Genomic DNA, 17,036 nt, shown 5'->3' with positions numbered 1-17,036 from the left:
CACTCCCCAGACTCCAGAGCAGTACGTGTACGAGGAGGCCCGCTAGATATGGCACGGCGATACGACACCAACGACGCGACCGACCGCACGACCGGTCTGCGCGAAGCCGCGTCCGCCGTCCGCCGTGGCGAGCTCGTGGTCCTCCCGACCGACACGGTGTACGGCATCGGCGCCGACGCGTTCTCCTCCGAGGCCGTCCATGACCTCCTGGAGGCCAAGGGCCGGGGCCGCAACATGCCCACTCCCGTGCTGATCGGCTCCCCGAACACCCTCCACGGTCTCGTCACCGACTTCTCCGAGCTGGCCTGGGAGCTCGTCGACGCCTTCTGGCCGGGCGCGCTCACGCTCGTCGCCAAGCACCAGCCGTCCCTCCAGTGGGACCTGGGCGACACCAGGGGCACGGTGGCCGTCCGGATGCCGCTCCACCCCGTCGCCATCGAGCTGCTGACCGAGGTCGGCCCCATGGCGGTCTCCTCCGCCAATCTGACCGGTCACCCCTCGCCGGAGACCTGTGACGCCGCCCAGGACATGCTCGGCGACTCGGTCTCCGTCTACCTCGACGGCGGCCCGACCCCCGGCAACGTCCCCTCCTCGATCGTCGACGTCACCCGCGAGGTGCCCCTGCTGCTGCGCGCGGGCGCGATCTCCGCGGAAGAGCTCAGGAAGGTCGTACCCGACCTCGAGGTGGCGAATTGACGGCCCCTGACGCGGGGCGTGGCATATGGGACGGGGAAGAGACGCGGACCTTCACAGGGCTCCCGCGTGACAGCTTCCGCATCCTCCACGTCAGCACCGGCAACGTGTGCCGCTCGCCGATCACCGAGCGGCTGACCCGGCATGCCCTGGCGGACCGGCTCGGCGACCCCCTGTGGGGCGGCCTGGTCGTGGAGAGCGCCGGGACCTGGGGCCACGAGGGCGCGCCCATGGAGGCCAACGCGGAGACGGTCCTTGCCGAGTTCGGCGCGGACCCCTCCGGCTTCACCGGGCGCGAACTGCTGGACGAACACGTGATCATGGCGGACCTGGTGCTGACCGCCACCCGCGACCACCGCCAGCAGGTGATCTCCATGGGGCACTCGGCGGGCCTGCGCACCTTCACCCTGAAGGAGTTCACCCGTCTGGTGAAGGCGATAGACCCGGCGACCCTGCCGCCCCTGGAGGAGGGCCTGGTGAGCCGCGCCCGCGCCCTGGTCCGCGCGGCGGCCGCTCTACGCGGGTGGCTCCTGGCCCCCACCGCCGAGGCCGACGAGGTCTTCGACCCGTACGGAGCACCGCTGCCCTTCTTCCGCTCGATCGGGGACGAGATAAACGAGGCGCTGGATCCGGTGGTGACGGCGCTGACCGGGGTTCCTGCGCGCGCGTGACGCGCTCTGTCCGGTCGTCACGGCGCTCACGGGCGTACCCGCAAGGACGTAACGACCGGGCACCCCACCGGCCCCGGGCCTACATTGGACGTACGTCACCGTCGACGCCCCGGAGTCCACCATGTCGGTCACCCACGCGCCCCAGACCGCCGACGTCCTCGCGCGGCAGGACCCCGAGCTGGCCGAGATTCTGCTCGGGGAGCTCGACCGGCAGTCGTCGACGCTCCAGCTCATCGCCGCCGAGAACTTCTGCTCGCCGGCCGTCCTGGCCGCGCTCGGCTCGTCGCTGGCCAACAAGTACGCCGAGGGTTATCCGGGCGCCCGCCATCACGGCGGCTGCGAGCTGGTCGACGTCGCCGAGCGGCTCGCCGTGGAGCGGGCGAAGTCCCTGTTCGGCGCCGAACACGCCAACGTGCAGTCCCACTCGGGCTCTTCGGCGGTGCTGGCCGCCTACGCCGCGCTCCTGCGCCCCGGCGACACCGTCCTCGCGCTCGGCCTGCCCTACGGCGGCCACCTCACCCACGGCTCGCCCGCCAACTTCTCCGGCCGCTGGTTCGACTTCGTCCCCTACGGCGTCGACGCCGAGACCGGGATCATCGACCACGACCAGGTGCGCACCCTCGCCCGCACCCACCGGCCCAAGGCGATCGTGTGCGGTTCCATCGCCTACCCCCGGCACATCGACTACGCCTTCTTCCGCGAGGTCGCCGACGAGGTGGGCGCGTATCTCATCGCCGACGCCGCCCACCCCATCGGGCTGGTCGCCGGGGGAGCGGCGCCCAGTCCGGTGCCGTACGCCGATGTCGTCTGCGCCACCACCCACAAGGTGCTGCGCGGGCCCCGCGGCGGAATGATCCTGTGCGGGAGCGAGCTGGCCGAGCGGGTCGACCGGGCCGTCTTCCCGTTCACGCAGGGCGGCGCGCAGATGCACACCATCGCCGCGAAGGCGGTCGCGTTCGGCGAGGCGGCGACACCGGCGTTCTCCGCGTACGCCCATCAGGTGGTCGCCAACGCGCGGGTCCTCGCGGCCGCGCTGGCCGACGAGGGACTCGTGGTCACCACCGGCGGGACCGACACGCATCTCGTGACCGCCGATCCGGCGCCGCTCGGCGTCGACGGACGCACCGCGCGGGGACGGCTCGCGGCCGCGGGAATGGTGCTGGACTGCTGTGCGCTTCCTCACGCCGACCTGCGCGGACTGCGCTTGGGCACCGCCGCCGTCACCACCCAGGGCATGGCCGAGAAGGAGATGACGGGCATCGCCGCCCTGCTCGCGGGGGTGGTGCGCGGGGAGGTCGAGAGCGCCAGGGCACGTGAAGAAGTGCGGGATCTGGTCGGCGGATTTCCGCCGTATCCGGCCTGAGCGAGGGTATCCGCACCTGCGGGCACAGCCGCACGTGCAACCATCGGCTCTACCCGGAAGTCCCCAACCATATGCGTGCGTCGCTAGGGTGTGGGGCTGAGATGGCCAGCGAGACCTGTGGGGAAGCCTGTGCGTGAATACCTGCTGACGCTCTGCATCACGGCCGCGGTGACGTATCTGCTGACAGGGCCGGTACGGAAGTTCGCGATCGTGGCCGGAGCGATGCCGGAGATCCGGGCCCGTGACGTGCACCGGGAACCGACTCCGCGGCTCGGCGGTATCGCCATGTTCTTCGGACTGTGCGCGGGCCTGCTGGTCGCCGACCACCTGACCAACCTCAGCGCGGTCTTCGAGAAGTCGAACGAACCGCGCGCGCTGCTCTCCGGGGCCGCCCTGATCTGGCTGATCGGCGTCCTGGACGACAAGTTCGAGATCGACGCCCTGATCAAGCTGGGCGGCCAGATGATCGCCGCGGGCGTGATGGTGATGCAGGGTCTGACGATCCTGTGGCTGCCCATCCCCAGCGTCGGCTCGGTCGCGCTGACCCAGTGGCAGGGCACCCTGCTGACGGTCGCGCTCGTCGTCATCACCATCAACGCGGTGAACTTCGTCGACGGCCTCGACGGTCTCGCCTCCGGCATGGTCTGCATCGCCGCCGGCGCGTTCTTCCTGTACGCCTACCGCATCTGGTACTCGTACGGCATCGAGGCGGCCGCCCCGGCCACGCTGTTCGCGGCGATCCTGATGGGCATGTGCATCGGCTTCCTGCCGCACAACATGCATCCGGCGCGGATCTTCATGGGCGACTCGGGATCGATGCTCATCGGCCTGGTACTGGCCGCGGGCGCGATCTCCATCACCGGGCAGATCGACCCGGACGCGCTGAAGCTGTTCGCCGGGTCCGAGAAGGCGGCCGTGCACCAGACGGTTCCCGTCTACATCCCGCTGCTGCTCCCGCTGACCATCATCGCGGTGCCGGCCGCCGACCTGATCTCGGCCATCGTGCGCCGCACCTGGCGGGGCCAGTCGCCGTTCGCCGCCGACCGCGGGCATCTGCACCACCGGCTCCTGGAGATTGGGCACTCGCACAGCCGGGCGGTGTGGATCATGTACTTCTGGTCGGCGCTGATCGCGTTCGGCTCACTCGCCTACTCGGTGAACTCCGCGTCCATGTGGATCGTGCTCGGCGTCGTGTTCCTCAGCGCGATCGGTCTCGTGCTGCTGCTGCTGCCGCGCTTCACCCCGCGCGTGCCGATGTGGGCCCAGCACGTCGTGCCGCCGCGTTACCGCCGCCGTCGGCGGGCGGCGGTCGCGGAGGCCATGGAGGTGGAACAGCGCACCCCGGTCGCGGTGGGGGTGGCGGGTGTCAACGGGGCGACCGCGCTGAGCGCCCGTTCGCACGTGCCGGAGAGGCGCAAGGCCGAGACCTCGCGCTGACGCCCAAGGTAAGAATCTGACTAAAGCATTGCCAACGCGTGGGAGTTCGACGGGGCGACAAATCGCCCTTATACCAGACAACTCCCCCGCGTTTCCGCGCAGACGCGCAGCTTCACTCTCATGTGTGACAGTGGGCACACGTTCTAGGTAAAGACCGCATCAAATAGTTTGTGATACGGTTCACGAGAACCCGGGGCAGAGCCGAAGGACCGCAGTGCGACGGTCCCTTGGCGTGAGGGTCACCCTCAGCCCGGGACTACGCTCGTCCATGACGACACACCCCCCCTTTTGAAAGCGGAGTTGCCGCCATGCCGTCCAACGACGTCCGGATCCTGGCTCAGGCCGCCGTGCCCACGGCTGCCGTCGGCGCGATCGCCGCCGTCGTCAGTGGTGTGGTCGTCGGTGGCAAGGGTGCGATCGGGGCCGGGGTGGCGACACTGATCGTGATCCTCTTCATGGGTCTCGGTCTCTACATCCTGCAGCGCACTGCCAAATCGCTTCCGCACCTGTTCCAGGCGATGGGCCTCATGCTGTACGCGACGCAGATCCTGCTGCTGTTCGTCTTCCTGGCCGCGTTCAAGAACACCACGCTCTTCCACCCCAAGGCCTTCGCGTTCACGCTGGTCGCCGGCACCCTCGCGTGGATCGCCGCGCAGACCCGTGCGCACATGAAGTCCAAAATCCTCTACGTCGAGCCCGATAAATCGGGGCACTCGTCGTGAGGGGTAGGGCCGGGATAAAGACGTCTGAGATCTCCTGCTATCGTCCGGTGCCAACTGCGGCATCGCGGGCGCGGGCATCCGAGCTGACGCCTGCTCGAACGCGAGGCTCGATGCCCCCCGGCCGCCCCCATATCCGTAACACCAGTCCAGTGCCGAACCGCGGCTGTACGCCGCGCCGACACAACGAGGTTGCCGTACCTATGCGCCACGCTGAAGGAGCCCGCGGTGAGTGCTGACCCGACGCAGGTGCTCGCCTTCGAGACCGACTGCCACATCTTTGACGGCTGTGGCTTCCCGGCTCCCGGCCTGCACTCGTTCCTGTTCGAGCCCCTGGTGGGCGACGGCACCAGCAACGTGTACTTCGACAAGACGATGCTGCTGGCGCTACTCGGTTCCGTCATCATCATCGGCTTCTTCTGGGCCGCCTTCCGCAAGCCTGCGGTCGTCCCGGGCAAGCTGCAGATGGTCGCCGAGGCGGGCTACGACTTCGTCAGGCGCGGCATCGTCTACGAGACCATCGGCAAGAAGGAAGGAGAGAAATACGTCCCCCTGGTCGTCTCACTCTTCTTCTTCGTCTGGATGATGAACCTCTGGTCGATCATTCCGGTCGCCCAGTTCCCGGTCACGGCGATCATTTCGTACCCTGCGGGCCTTGCCGCGATCGTCTACGTCCTCTGGGTCTCGCTGACCTTCAAGCGGCACGGGTTCGTCGGAGCCTTCAAGAACTTCACCGGCTACGACAAGTCGCTCGGCCCGGTTCTCCCGCTGGCGATGTTCATCGAGTTCTTCTCGAACCTGCTCGTCCGGCCGTTCACCCACGCTGTGCGACTCTTCGCCAACATGTTCGCGGGTCACACCCTGCTGCTGCTCTTCACGATCGCCAGCTGGTACCTGCTGAACGGCATCGGGATCGCCTACGCGGGCGTCTCGTTCATCATGGTCATCATCATGACGGCCTTCGAGCTGTTCATTCAGGCCCTGCAGGCCTACGTCTTCGTGCTCCTGACCTGCACCTTCATCCAGGGCGCGCTCGCCGAGCACCACTGAGCGACCCCGCCCGACCCCACAGTCGTCCGGTGGCCAACCCCCACCGGCCTTAGAAACAGAAGGAAGAATCACCATGGCTGCCACTGAGACCCTTGCCGCTGTTTCCGGCTCGCTCGGCTCCATCGGCTATGGCCTCGCTGCCATCGGCCCCGGCGTCGGCGTCGGCATCATCTTCGGTAACGGCACCCAGGCCCTGGCCCGTCAGCCCGAGGCCGCCGGCCTGATCCGCGCCAACCAGATCCTCGGCTTCGCTTTCTGTGAGGCGCTCGCCCTCATCGGTCTGGTCATGCCGTTCGTCTACGGCAAGTGATCCGCGGATCCACGACCAGCCGACTAGACGAAAGGCACTGATATGAGCCAGCTGCTCATTCTGGCAGTCGAGGAGTCCGAGAACCCCCTCGTCCCGCCGATCCCCGAGCTTGTCATCGGCCTCATCGCCTTCGTCATCGTCTTCGGCTTCCTCGCCAAGAAGCTCCTCCCGAACATCAACAAGGTTCTGGAAGAGCGTCGCGAGGCCATCGAGGGCGGTATCGAGAAGGCCGAGGCCGCGCAGACCGAGGCCCAGAGCGTCCTTGAGCAGTACAAGGCACAGCTCGCCGAGGCCCGCCACGAGGCCGCGCGCCTGCGCCAGGAGGCGCAGGAGCAGGGCGCCACGCTCATCGCCGAGATGCGCGCGGAAGGCCAGCGGCAGCGCGAGGAGATCGTCGCCGCCGGTCACGCGCAGATCGAGGCGGACCGCAAGGCCGCCGCGTCCGCGCTGCGCCAGGACGTCGGCAAGCTCGCCACCGAGCTGGCCGGCAAGCTCGTCGGCGAGTCCCTCGAGGACCACGCCCGCCAGTCCCGCGTGATCGACCGCTTCCTTGAGGACCTTGAGGAGAAGGCCGAGGCCGCGCGATGAACGGAGCGAGCCGCGAGGCCCTGGCAGCCGCACGCGAGCGTCTCGACGCGCTGACGGACAACACGTCCGTGGACGCCGGCTCGCTCGCCGACGAGCTGGCCGCCGTCACCGCGCTGCTCGACCGCGAGGTGTCGCTGCGTCGGGTCCTGACCGACCCGGCGCAGCCCGGCGAGGCCAAGGCCGAACTGGCCCAGCGCCTGATCGGCACGCAGGTCGGCGGCCCCGCCACCGACCTGGTGTCCGGCATGGTGCGCTCCCGCTGGTCGCGCTCGCGCGACCTGGTGGACGCGCTGGAGGAGCTGGCGAACATCGCCGACCTGACCGCCGCGCAGCGGCGGGGCACGCTCGACAACGTCGAGGACGAGCTGTTCCGGTTCGGCCGGATCGTCGCCTCGAACACCGAGCTGCGCGCCGCGCTGACCGACCGCGCCGCATCGGCCCAGGCCAAGCGTGAGCTGCTCGCCAGCCTGCTCGGTGGCCGCGCCGATGCGACGACCGAGCGTTTGGTGACGCGCCTTGTGGCCGCGCCCCGGGGACGTAGCCTGGAGGCGGGCCTTGAGTCCCTGTCCAAGCTCGCCGCCGAGCGCCGGGACCGCATGGTGGCCGTCGTCACCTCGGCGGTTCCGCTGAGCGACCAGCAGAAGCAGCGCCTGGGCGGTGCCCTGGCGAAGCTCTACGGCCGCCCGATGCACCTCAACCTCGACGTGGACCCCGAGGTCCTCGGCGGGATCCGGGTGCAGGTCGGCGACGAGGTCATCAACGGCTCCATCGCGGACCGCATCGAGGACGCCGGCCGCCGCCTGGCGGGCTAGCAGCAACTTCATAGCAGTACGTACTTACGACGGCCCTGGTTGGGCCGTACATGAAGAATCCTGGGGGTCGCCCCCAGACCCCCAAAGTGAAACTTCGGGCCCAACAAGGAGAGCAGGGAACCCAGATGGCGGAGCTCACGATCCGGCCGGAGGAGATCCGGGACGCGCTGGAGAACTTCGTCCAGTCGTACAAGCCGGACGCGGCCTCGCGCGAGGAGGTCGGTACGGTCACCCTTGCCGGCGACGGCATCGCGAAGGTCGAGGGTCTGCCCTCGGCCATGGCCAACGAACTGCTGAAGTTCGAGGACGGCACCCTCGGCCTCGCGCTCAACCTGGAAGAGCGCGAGATCGGTTGCGTCGTCCTCGGTGAGTTCAGCGGCATCGAGGAGGGTCAGCCGGTCACCCGTACCGGCGAGGTCCTCTCCGTGGCCGTCGGCGAGGGCTACCTCGGCCGCGTCGTCGACCCGCTCGGTGCCCCGATCGACGGCCTCGGCGAGATCGAGACCAGCGGTCGTCGCGCGCTTGAGCTGCAGGCTCCGGGCGTCATGGCCCGTAAGTCGGTGCACGAGCCGATGGAGACCGGCTACAAGGCCGTCGACGCGATGACCCCGATCGGCCGTGGCCAGCGCCAGCTGATCATCGGTGACCGTCAGACCGGCAAGACCGCCCTGGCCGTCGACACGATCATCAACCAGCGTGACAACTGGCGCTCCGGCGACCCGAAGAAGCAGGTCCGCTGCGTCTACGTCGCCATCGGCCAGAAGGGCTCGACCATCGCCTCCGTGCGTGGCGCCCTGGAAGAGGCCGGCGCGCTGGAGTACACGACCATCGTCGCCGCCCCGGCGTCCGACCCGGCCGGCTTCAAGTACCTGGCGCCGTACACCGGTTCGGCCATCGGCCAGCAGTGGATGTACGAGGGCAAGCACGTCCTCATCATCTTCGACGACCTCTCGAAGCAGGCCGACGCCTACCGCGCCGTGTCCCTGCTGCTGCGCCGCCCGCCGGGGCGCGAGGCCTACCCGGGTGACGTCTTCTACCTGCACTCCCGTCTGCTGGAGCGCTGCGCCAAGCTCTCCGACGAGATGGGCGCGGGCTCGATGACCGGTCTGCCGATCGTCGAGACCAAGGCCAACGACGTCTCGGCGTTCATCCCGACCAACGTCATCTCCATCACCGACGGCCAGTGCTTCCTGGAGTCGGACCTGTTCAACGCCGGTCAGCGCCCCGCGCTGAACGTCGGTATCTCCGTCTCCCGAGTCGGTGGTTCCGCGCAGCACAAGGCGATGAAGCAGGTCTCGGGTCGTCTGCGCGTGGACCTCGCCCAGTTCCGTGAGCTGGAGGCCTTCGCCGCCTTCGGTTCCGACCTGGACGCCGCGTCGAAGGCGCAGCTGGAGCGCGGCCAGCGCATGGTCGAGCTGCTGAAGCAGGCCCAGTACCAGCCGATGGCGACCGAGGACCAGGTCGTCTCCGTCTGGGCCGGCACCACCGGCAAGATGGACGACGTCCCGGTCAACGACATCCGCCGCTTCGAGAAGGAGCTCCTGGAGTACCTGCACCGCAAGGAGCAGGGCCTCATGACCTCCATCAAGGAGGGCGGCAAGATGTCGGACGACACCCTCACCGCTGTTGCCGACGCGATCGCCGACTTCAAGAAGCAGTTCGAGACCTCGGACGGCAAGCTTCTCGGCGAGGACGCCCCGGCCGCGGCCAAGTGACGTAAGGAAGGGACCTGACTCATGGGAGCCCAGCTCCGGGTCTACAAGCGTCGCATCCGATCCGTCACCGCGACCAAGAAGATCACCAAGGCGATGGAGATGATCGCCGCCTCGCGCGTCATCAAGGCGCAGCGCAAGGTGGCGGCCTCGGCGCCCTACGCGACCGAGCTCACCCGCGCGGTCACGGCGGTCGGCACCGGCTCGAACACCAGGCACCCGCTGACCACGAAGGCCGAGACGGTCACGCGGTCCGCGGTGCTGCTCCTGACGAGCGACCGCGGTCTCGCCGGCGCCTTCAACTCCAACGCCATCAAGCAGGCGGAGCGGCTCACCGAGCGGCTGGAGCGCGAGGGCCAGGAGGTCGACATCTACATCGTCGGCCGCCGCGGTGTCGCGCACTTCAACTTCCGTGAGCGCAAGATCGCGGAGTCGTGGAGCGGCTTCACCGACGAGCCCACGTACGCGGACGCCAAGAAGGTCGCGGCTCCGCTGATCGAGGCCATCGAGAAGGACACGGCCGAGGGCGGCGTGGACGAACTCCACATCGTCTTCACCGAGTTCGTCTCGATGATGACGCAGACGGCGCTCGACGACCGTCTGCTGCCGCTCAGCCTCGAAGAGGTGGCGCAGGAGGCCAAGCCGCAGGGCGAGATCCTCCCGCTCTACGACTTCGAGCCCTCGGCGGAGGACGTCCTCGACGCCCTGCTGCCGCGCTACGTGGAGAGCCGTATCTACAACGCGCTGCTCCAGTCGGCCGCCTCCAAGCACGCCGCCACGCGGCGTGCGATGAAGTCGGCCACCGACAACGCGGGAGAGCTCATCACCACGCTCTCCCGACTTGCCAACGCGGCCCGCCAGGCCGAAATCACCCAGGAAATCAGCGAGATCGTCGGTGGCTCCGCAGCCCTCGCCGACGCGTCCGCGGGGAGTGACAGGTAATGACGACGACAGTTGAGACGGCCGCTGCCACGGGCCGCGTCGCCCGGGTCATCGGCCCGGTCGTCGACGTGGAGTTCCCCGTCGACGCGATGCCGGAGATCTACAACGCTCTGCACGTCGAGGTGGCCGACCCGGCCCAGGACGGCGCGAAGAAGACGCTGACCCTGGAGGTCGCCCAGCACCTGGGTGACGGCCTGGTCCGCACCATCTCGATGCAGCCCACCGACGGTCTGGTCCGCCAGGCCACCGTCACCGACACCGGCACGGGCATCACCGTCCCGGTCGGCGACTTCACCAAGGGCAAGGTGTTCAACACCCTCGGTGAGGTGCTGAACGTCGACGAGACGTACGAGGGCGAGCGCTGGTCCATCCACCGCAAGGCCCCGAACTTCGACGAGCTCGAGTCGAAGACCGAGATGTTCGAGACCGGCGTCAAGGTCATCGACCTTCTCACCCCGTACGTCAAGGGTGGAAAGATCGGTCTGTTCGGTGGTGCCGGCGTCGGCAAGACGGTGCTCATCCAGGAGATGATCTACCGCGTCGCCAACAACCACGACGGTGTCTCCGTGTTCGCCGGTGTCGGTGAGCGCACCCGTGAGGGCAACGACCTCATCGAGGAGATGTCCGACTCGGGCGTCATCGACAAGACCGCGCTGGTCTTCGGCCAGATGGACGAGCCCCCGGGCACCCGTCTGCGCGTGGCCCTCGCCGGTCTGACCATGGCGGAGTACTTCCGCGATGTGCAGAAGCAGGACGTGCTGTTCTTCATCGACAACATCTTCCGCTTCACGCAGGCCGGTTCCGAGGTGTCGACCCTGCTCGGCCGTATGCCCTCCGCGGTGGGTTACCAGCCGAACCTGGCCGACGAGATGGGTCTCCTCCAGGAGCGCATCACCTCGACCCGTGGTCACTCGATCACCTCGATGCAGGCGATCTACGTCCCCGCGGACGACCTGACCGACCCGGCCCCGGCCACCACCTTCGCCCACCTCGACGCGACGACGGTTCTGTCCCGTCCGATCTCCGAGAAGGGCATCTACCCGGCCGTGGACCCGCTGGACTCCACGTCCCGGATCCTGGACCCGCGCTACATCACGGCGGACCACTACAACACGGCCATGCGTGTCAAGGGGATCCTCCAGAAGTACAAGGACCTCCAGGACATCATCGCGATCCTCGGCATCGACGAGCTCAGCGAGGAGGACAAGCTGGTCGTCCAGCGTGCCCGCCGCGTCGAGCGCTTCCTGTCCCAGAACACCCACGTCGCCAAGCAGTTCACCGGCGTGGACGGCTCGGACGTGCCGCTGGACGAGTCGATCACCGCGTTCAACGCGATCTGCGACGGCGAGTTCGACCACTTCCCGGAGCAGGCGTTCTTCATGTGCGGTGGCCTGGAGGACCTCAAGGCCAACGCCAAGGAGCTCGGCGTCTCCTGAACCCACTGAGTTCCATGTGAACCCTGTGGTTCACGCTTGAGGGGGCGGGGTACGTCCCGCCCCCTCTTTCACGCCCACTAGACTTGTAACCAACACCCGGCCGAACCGCCGGGTGGTGACCCGAGGAGCCACCTTGGCTGCTGAGCTGCACGTCGCGCTGGTCGCGGCCGACCGAGAGGTCTGGTCCGGCGAGGCCACCCTGGTCGTCGCGCGCACCACGTCCGGCGACATCGGCGTCATGCCCGGTCACCAGCCGCTGCTCGGTGTGCTGGAGTCGGGCCCGGTGACCATCCGTACGAGCGATGGGGGGACGGTCGTCGCCGCGGTGCACGGCGGTTTCATCTCGTTCGCCGACAACAAGCTGTCGCTGCTGGCCGAGATCGCCGAGCTGTCGGACGAGATCGACGTCCAGCGCGCGGAGCGGGAGCTGGAGCGCGCGAAGGCGGAGGGCGACGCCGCCGCCGAGCGTCGCGCGGACGTACGACTGCGCGCGGCGACTGCGCGCTGAACCAGCGCGGAGCCGTATGACGTCACTCAGCCGCGGCCGGCACCGGAGCGATCCGGAGCCGGTCGCGGCTGAGGCAGATCTGGATGTTTTTTCCGTTCCGTTACCTACTGAAGGTACCTAGGAGACGAGGAGGTCGGTGTCGATGGTCCTCGCTCTGACTGTGTGCGGAATCGTCGTGGCCCTGGTGGTGCTGGGGCTGTTCGTCTTCGGTCTGCGGCGCAGACTCATCCAGCGCTCCGGCGGCACTTTCGACTGTTCCCTGCGGTGGGACGTCCCGGAGAAGACCGATCCCAGCGGCAAGGGCTGGAGCTACGGCGTCGCCCGCTACAACGGCGACCGCGTCGAGTGGTATCGCGTCTTCTCCTACGCCTATCGCCCGCGCCGGGTCCTGGAGCGGGCCGCGATCGAGGTCGCCGGCCGTCGTCTCCCCGACGGGGAGGAGGAGATGGCCCTGCTCTCCGACGCCGTCATCCTGACCTGTCTGCACCGGGGCACGCGTCTCGAACTCGCCATGAGCGAGGACGCGCTGACCGGTTTCCTGGCGTGGCTGGAGGCAGCTCCCCCCGGTCAGCGTGTCAACGTGGCCTGAGCCGAGGGTCACGGTGACGCCGGCGGGCCAGACGGTCAGGAGTGCCGCGACCGTCGTCCCGGTGAACATCCCCACGTAGGCCGTCCTGGGCCTGGCCGACGGGCTGCCGGGGTTTCGCCTGTTGCTGGAACTGCGTGTCATTCGTCCCCCCGAATGAGTCATTCCGCTTGCGGTCGAGATACCGATTGTTCCCCGTCGGCAGCTGTCTTGCGGCCGCTGATGGTCCCTCGGCGAGGGCCGAACGGCCCTGGGGGGAGTACGCCGAAGGCGCGCGGCACATGCCGCGCGCCCTCAGTGGATCGTGGGTCAGCTCAGTCCGCTGTTGATGGCGCTCACCAGCTCACCGCCCGCGGTGTCGCCGCTGAACTCCCAGAAGAACGCGCCGCCCAGACCCTGGTTCTTGGCCCAGGACATCTTCCCGGCGATCGTCGCGGGGGTGTCGTAGGACCACCAGTTGTTGCCGCAGTAGGCGTAGGCCGTGCCCGCGATGGTGCCGGTGGCCGGGCAGGACGTCTTGAGGACCTTGTAGTCCTCGATGCCCTGCTCGTAGGTGCCGGGCGCCGGTCCGGTGGCTGTGCCGCCGGGTGCCGCCTGGGTGACGCCGGTCCAGCCGCGGCCGTAGAAGCCGATGCCGATGAGCAGCTTGCTCGCGGCCACGCCCTTCGATTTGAACTTGGCGATCGCGTCGGCGGTGGTGAACCCGGCCTGGGGGATGCCGTTGTAGGTGGTGAGCGGGGAGTGCGGGGCGGTCGGGCCGTCCGCGTCGAACGCGCCGAAGAAGTCGTACGTCATCACGTTGTACCAGTTGACGTACTGCGCGGCGCCCGCGTAGTCGGCGGCGTCGATCTTGCCGCCGGAGGTGCCGTCGGCCGTGGTGGCCGCGGTGACCAGGTTGCCGGTGCCGAACTTGGCGCGCAGGGCCTGCATCAGGTTCTTGTAGGCCGCTGCCCCGCTGGTGTCGCAGGACAGCCCGCAGGCGTTCGGGTACTCCCAGTCGATGTCGATGCCGTCGAAGACGTCGGCCCAGCGCGGGTCCTCGACCAGGTTGTAGCAGGACTGCGCGAACGCGGCCGGGTTGGCCGCGGCCTGGGCGAAGCCGCCGGACCAGGTCCAGCCGCCGAAGGACCACAGGACCTTGATGTTCGGGTACTTGGCCTTCAGCTGGCGCAGCTGGTTGAAGTTGCCGCGCAGCGGCTGGTCCCAGGTGTCGGCGACGCCGCTGACCGACTGGTCGGCGGTGAAGGCCTTGTCGTAGTCGGCGTAGGAGTCGCCGATGGCGCACTGGCCGTTGGTGACGTTGCCGAAGGCGTAGTTGATGTGTGTGATCTTGGCGGCCGAGCCCGACGTCACCAGGTTCTTGACGTTGTAGTTGCGGCCGTAGATGCCCCACTCGGTGAAGTAGCCGAGCTTGACCTTGGAGCCGGTGGGCGGCGGTTCGGTGGTGCCGCCGGTGGTGCGCACCGCGACCGCCCCGCTGGCCGGACCCGTCTGGTCGGCGGTGTCGCGGGCCTGCACGGTGTACGAGTAGTCGGTGCCGGCGGTCAGGCCGGTGTCCGTGTACGACGTCGTCGTCACGGTCGCCACCTTGGCGCCGTCGCGCAGGACGTCGTAGTTCTTGACGCCCTTGTCGTCGGTGGCGGCGCTCCAGGCCAGTTTCACCGAGGTGTTGGTGATGCCGGAGGCGGTGGGCGTGCCGGGGGCGGACGGGGCCGCGTCGCCCGGAGTGGACCCGCCGTCACAACTGCCGCCGTTCAGCTTGCAGTTGGCGGGGGAGCCGCTGCCGGCGCCGTTGAAGCCGAAGGAGACGGAGGCGCCGGGCGCGAGGGTGCCGTTCCAGGACTTGTTCTTGGCGGTCCAGTGGGTGCCGGCGGAGGTGACGTCGGCGTCCCAGGCGGAGGTGACGGAGGTGCCGGAGGGGAAGTCCCACTCGACGGTCCAGGAACTGAGGCTGGTGGTACCGGTGTTCTTCACCGTCCACTTGCCTTCGAAGCCGGTGCCCCAGTCCTGGGTCTTGGCGTAGGTGGCGGTGGCGGTGCTCGCGGCCTGGGCTGGGCTCGCGAGGCCGACCAGGCCGGCGAAGGGGAGCAACAGCGTCGCGAACCCTGCCGCGGCTCTGTGTCTGAAGCGCATCGTGCGCCTCCTAGGGGAGTTGGGGGCGTGACTGAGCCTTCACACCCACGGTGCCGCGAGAATAGAAAGGTCTGGACCACAGGTCAATAGGTCTGGACCACCTTGGTGCAAGACGCAACTAGACGCCCAACTCCTGCGCCAGTACGGCCGCTTGCACCCGGCTGCGCAGCTCCAGCTTCCCCAGCAGACGGCTGACGTGCGTCTTCGCCGTGGCCTCGGCCATGTCCAGGCGCTCGGCGATGTCGGCGTTGGACAGGCCCTCCCCGAGGTAGGAGAGCACCTCGCGTTCCCGGCGGGTGAGGGTGCCGAGGACGGCCGGATCGACGCTCGTCCCGCGGACCGGCCTGGCGGCGAACTCGGCGATCAGACGCCGGGTGACGGCCGGGGCGACGATGCCCTCGCCCCGCGCCACCGTGCGCACGGCCGTGATGAGGTCCTTCGCCTCCGTGTTCTTCAGCAGGAAACCCGCGGCGCCGGCCCGCAGGGCCCCGAACACGTACTCGTCGAGGTCGAAGGTGGTCAGCACGAGGACGTCCGCGAGCCCTTCCGCGACGACCTTCCGTGTCGCCGACACCCCGTCCAGCCGCGGCATCTGGACGTCCATCAGCACCAGATCCGGTCTCAGCTCCCGGGCCAGCGCCACCGCCTGCTCACCGTCCGCCGCCTCGCCGACCACCTCGATGCCGGGAGCGCTGCGCAGGATGAGGACGAGCCGGGCGCGGACGGCGGACTGGTCCTCGGCGACGAGGACACGGATCATTCGGGGACTCCTTCGTCCAGGGGCAGGGTGGCGCGTACGGTCCAGTGCGCCCCGTCGGGACCGGCGTCGAACGCGCCGCCGAGCAGCGTGGCCCGCTCCCGCATCCCGACCAGACCGGCCCCTGAACCGGGGGCGCGCGGCCCGTCCCGGTCGCCGTACGGACTGCTCACCTCGACCGTCAGATCGCCGTCCCGCTCGGCGAGGGACACCGTGACCCGGCCGGGACAGGCGTGCTTGAGGGCGTTGGTCAGCGACTCCTGGACGATGCGGTAAGCGGCGAGTTCGACCGGAGCGGGCACGGAGGTGTGGTGGCAGGCGTCCAGGGTGACGTCCAGACCGTTGGCGCGGGCTCCGTCGACGAGGGCGGTGAGGCCGTCGAGGGTGGGGACGGCGGAGGGTTCGTGGTCGCCGTCGCGCAGGATGCCGATCAGCCGGCGGTCTGGTACGTCGGCGACGGGCAGACCGACTCGCTGCGCGCCTGGCAGCAGCGCATGCTCTGGCTGATCGGCATCAACCTGGTCATCGCCGGCAGCTACACGCTGTTCCCGAAGCGCGAGCGCTGACGCTCCCCGCCCGACACTCGGAGCACGTCCCCACATCCGGCCGGGGAGGGGTATTCGCTAGCGTTCGCCGCCGGGCACCCACAGGACGTCCCCGACATCCTTGTTGGCCGTCCGCGCCAGGATGCTGCGTCTTCCGGGGGCAACCCCCGGACCCCCGGCCGGGGAGGGGTTCGCTAGCGTTCGCCGCCAGGCACCCACAAGACATCCCCCACGTCCTTGTTGGCCGTCCGCGCCAGGATGAAGAGCAGGTCCGACAGCCGGTTCAGATAGGTCGCGGTGAGCGGGTTCATGTGGTCACCGTGGACCTCCAGGGCCGCCCAGGTCGAGCGCTCGGCCCGGCGTACGACCGTGCAGGCCTGGTGGAGCAGGGCCGCGCCCGGGGTGCCGCCCGGGAGGATGAAGGAGCGGAGCTTCTCCAGCCGCTCGTTGAAGCGGTCGCAGTCCGCCTCCAGCTTGTCGACGTAGAACTGCTCGACGCGCAGGGGCGGGAACTCGGGGTTCTCGACCACGGGCGTGGACAGGTCGGCTCCGACGTCGAACAGGTCGTTCTGCACCCGGGTGAGGACCTTGACGACCTCCTCGTCGAGCCCGCCCAGCGCGATCGCGCTGCCGATCACCGCGTTCGCCTCGTTGGCGTCCGCGTACGCGGAGATCCGCAGATCGGTCTTGGCGACCCGGCTCATGTCGCCGAGGGCGGTGGTGCCCCGGTCGCCGGTCCTGGTGTAGATGCGCGTCAGATTGACCATGAGGCCA

At 68.8% G+C, this 17,036-nt stretch carries 17 protein-coding genes and 1 pseudogene; 14 read left to right on the top strand and 4 right to left on the bottom strand.

What is annotated here, in order from left to right; all coding sequences use genetic code 11:
• Nucleotides 1–48 precede the first annotated feature (48 nt).
• The 14 genes from H293_RS0136635 (at nucleotide 49) to H293_RS0136570 (ending at nucleotide 12,830) form a co-directional block, all read left to right on the top strand.
• On the top strand, nucleotides 49–696 hold the full coding sequence (locus tag H293_RS0136635; protein WP_020122776.1) for an L-threonylcarbamoyladenylate synthase: 648 nt from the start codon (nucleotides 49–51) through the stop codon (nucleotides 694–696).
• Nucleotides 693–1,364, top strand: a complete 672-nt coding sequence (locus H293_RS0136630; protein ID WP_007384716.1) for an arsenate reductase/protein-tyrosine-phosphatase family protein — start codon at nucleotides 693–695, stop codon at nucleotides 1,362–1,364. The genes H293_RS0136635 and H293_RS0136630 overlap by 4 nt, the downstream gene beginning before the upstream one ends.
• 121 nt (nucleotides 1,365–1,485) lie before the next feature.
• Nucleotides 1,486–2,727 (top strand): serine hydroxymethyltransferase, encoded by a 1,242-nt coding sequence (locus tag H293_RS0136625; RefSeq protein WP_020122775.1) that lies wholly within the window; start codon nucleotides 1,486–1,488, stop codon nucleotides 2,725–2,727.
• A gap of 129 nt (nucleotides 2,728–2,856) precedes the next feature.
• Nucleotides 2,857–4,164 carry an MraY family glycosyltransferase gene (locus H293_RS0136620; protein ID WP_020122774.1) on the top strand — a complete coding sequence of 436 codons (1,308 nt, stop codon included), beginning with the start codon at nucleotides 2,857–2,859 and terminating at the stop codon, nucleotides 4,162–4,164.
• Between the two features lie 308 nt (nucleotides 4,165–4,472).
• Entirely contained in the window at nucleotides 4,473–4,886 is a 414-nt protein-coding gene (locus H293_RS0136615; RefSeq protein WP_020122773.1) for a hypothetical protein, read from the top strand.
• Between the two features lie 225 nt (nucleotides 4,887–5,111).
• Nucleotides 5,112–5,933 (top strand): F0F1 ATP synthase subunit A, encoded by an 822-nt coding sequence (gene atpB / locus H293_RS0136610; protein WP_020122772.1) that lies wholly within the window; start codon nucleotides 5,112–5,114, stop codon nucleotides 5,931–5,933.
• Between the two features lie 73 nt (nucleotides 5,934–6,006).
• On the top strand, nucleotides 6,007–6,243 hold the full coding sequence (locus H293_RS0136605; RefSeq protein ID WP_019060721.1) for an ATP synthase subunit c family protein: 237 nt from the start codon (nucleotides 6,007–6,009) through the stop codon (nucleotides 6,241–6,243).
• A gap of 42 nt (nucleotides 6,244–6,285) precedes the next feature.
• The gene (locus H293_RS0136600; protein WP_020122771.1) at nucleotides 6,286–6,831 is read left to right on the top strand and encodes a F0F1 ATP synthase subunit B; all 546 of its coding nucleotides are present in this window, start codon (nucleotides 6,286–6,288) and stop codon (nucleotides 6,829–6,831) included.
• A complete protein-coding gene (locus H293_RS0136595; RefSeq protein ID WP_020122770.1) occupies nucleotides 6,828–7,643 on the top strand; it encodes a F0F1 ATP synthase subunit delta in 816 nt (271 codons plus the stop codon). Before H293_RS0136600 ends, H293_RS0136595 begins: the two co-directional genes overlap by 4 nt.
• Nucleotides 7,644–7,768: 125 nt before the next feature.
• Nucleotides 7,769–9,358, top strand: a complete 1,590-nt coding sequence (atpA, locus tag H293_RS0136590) for a F0F1 ATP synthase subunit alpha (protein WP_020122769.1) — start codon at nucleotides 7,769–7,771, stop codon at nucleotides 9,356–9,358.
• A 21-nt stretch (nucleotides 9,359–9,379) separates the two neighbouring features.
• Nucleotides 9,380–10,297 (top strand): F0F1 ATP synthase subunit gamma, encoded by a 918-nt coding sequence (locus H293_RS0136585; RefSeq protein ID WP_007384725.1) that lies wholly within the window; start codon nucleotides 9,380–9,382, stop codon nucleotides 10,295–10,297.
• A complete protein-coding gene (gene atpD / locus H293_RS0136580; protein ID WP_020122768.1) occupies nucleotides 10,297–11,733 on the top strand; it encodes a F0F1 ATP synthase subunit beta in 1,437 nt (478 codons plus the stop codon). Before H293_RS0136585 ends, atpD begins: the two co-directional genes overlap by 1 nt.
• 133 nt (nucleotides 11,734–11,866) lie before the next feature.
• Nucleotides 11,867–12,241, top strand: a complete 375-nt coding sequence (locus H293_RS0136575) for a F0F1 ATP synthase subunit epsilon (protein WP_007384727.1) — start codon at nucleotides 11,867–11,869, stop codon at nucleotides 12,239–12,241.
• Nucleotides 12,242–12,383: 142 nt separating this feature from the next.
• Nucleotides 12,384–12,830, top strand: a complete 447-nt coding sequence (locus H293_RS0136570) for a DUF2550 domain-containing protein (RefSeq protein ID WP_020122767.1) — start codon at nucleotides 12,384–12,386, stop codon at nucleotides 12,828–12,830.
• A gap of 306 nt (nucleotides 12,831–13,136) precedes the next feature.
• On the opposite strand, the gene H293_RS0136565 is transcribed toward H293_RS0136570, so the two are convergent.
• From H293_RS0136565 to H293_RS0136545, 4 genes and pseudogenes are all read right to left on the bottom strand, one after another.
• Nucleotides 13,137–14,960, bottom strand: coding sequence for a glycoside hydrolase family 18 chitinase (locus H293_RS0136565; RefSeq protein WP_020122766.1), 1,824 nt, complete (start codon nucleotides 14,958–14,960; stop codon nucleotides 13,137–13,139).
• A gap of 118 nt (nucleotides 14,961–15,078) precedes the next feature.
• Nucleotides 15,079–15,720: a response regulator gene (locus H293_RS0136560; protein WP_020122765.1), complete on the bottom strand. Its 642-nt coding sequence runs from the start codon at nucleotides 15,718–15,720 to the stop codon at nucleotides 15,079–15,081.
• Nucleotides 15,717–16,157 (bottom strand): annotated as a pseudogene (locus H293_RS50665) (sensor histidine kinase); the annotation flags it as partial. The gene H293_RS0136560 and the pseudogene H293_RS50665, both read right to left, overlap by 4 nt.
• A 299-nt stretch (nucleotides 16,158–16,456) precedes the next feature.
• Nucleotides 16,457–17,029 (bottom strand): cob(I)yrinic acid a,c-diamide adenosyltransferase, encoded by a 573-nt coding sequence (locus H293_RS0136545; RefSeq protein WP_020122763.1) that lies wholly within the window; start codon nucleotides 17,027–17,029, stop codon nucleotides 16,457–16,459.
• Between the last annotated feature and the right edge of the window lie 7 nt (nucleotides 17,030–17,036).

The sequence above is a fragment of the Streptomyces canus 299MFChir4.1 genome (assembly GCF_000383615.1).
GTDB lineage: Bacteria > Actinomycetota > Actinomycetes > Streptomycetales > Streptomycetaceae > Streptomyces > Streptomyces canus_C.
The sequence above is the reverse complement of the archived record's forward strand: the minus strand, read 5'-3'. Positions and strand labels throughout refer to the sequence as shown.

Bases quoted from the DNA above. Each gene is read 5' to 3' on its own strand.
- H293_RS0136635 (WP_020122776.1), top strand. From the start codon at position 49: ATGGCACGGCGATACGACACCAACGACGCGACCGACCGCACGACCGGT.
- H293_RS0136625 (WP_020122775.1), top strand. From the start codon at position 1,486: ATGTCGGTCACCCACGCGCCCCAGACCGCCGACGTCCTCGCGCGGCAG.
- H293_RS0136615 (WP_020122773.1), top strand. From the start codon at position 4,473: ATGCCGTCCAACGACGTCCGGATCCTGGCTCAGGCCGCCGTGCCCACG.
- H293_RS0136605 (WP_019060721.1), top strand. From the start codon at position 6,007: ATGGCTGCCACTGAGACCCTTGCCGCTGTTTCCGGCTCGCTCGGCTCC.
- H293_RS0136600 (WP_020122771.1), top strand. From the start codon at position 6,286: ATGAGCCAGCTGCTCATTCTGGCAGTCGAGGAGTCCGAGAACCCCCTC.
- H293_RS0136595 (WP_020122770.1), top strand. From the start codon at position 6,828: ATGAACGGAGCGAGCCGCGAGGCCCTGGCAGCCGCACGCGAGCGTCTC.
- atpA (WP_020122769.1), top strand. From the start codon at position 7,769: ATGGCGGAGCTCACGATCCGGCCGGAGGAGATCCGGGACGCGCTGGAG.
- H293_RS0136585 (WP_007384725.1), top strand. From the start codon at position 9,380: ATGGGAGCCCAGCTCCGGGTCTACAAGCGTCGCATCCGATCCGTCACC.
- atpD (WP_020122768.1), top strand. From the start codon at position 10,297: ATGACGACGACAGTTGAGACGGCCGCTGCCACGGGCCGCGTCGCCCGG.
- H293_RS0136570 (WP_020122767.1), top strand. From the start codon at position 12,384: ATGGTCCTCGCTCTGACTGTGTGCGGAATCGTCGTGGCCCTGGTGGTG.
- H293_RS0136565 (WP_020122766.1), bottom strand. From the start codon at position 14,960: ATGCGCTTCAGACACAGAGCCGCGGCAGGGTTCGCGACGCTGTTGCTC.
- H293_RS0136560 (WP_020122765.1), bottom strand. From the start codon at position 15,720: ATGATCCGTGTCCTCGTCGCCGAGGACCAGTCCGCCGTCCGCGCCCGG.
- H293_RS0136545 (WP_020122763.1), bottom strand. From the start codon at position 17,029: ATGGTCAATCTGACGCGCATCTACACCAGGACCGGCGACCGGGGCACC.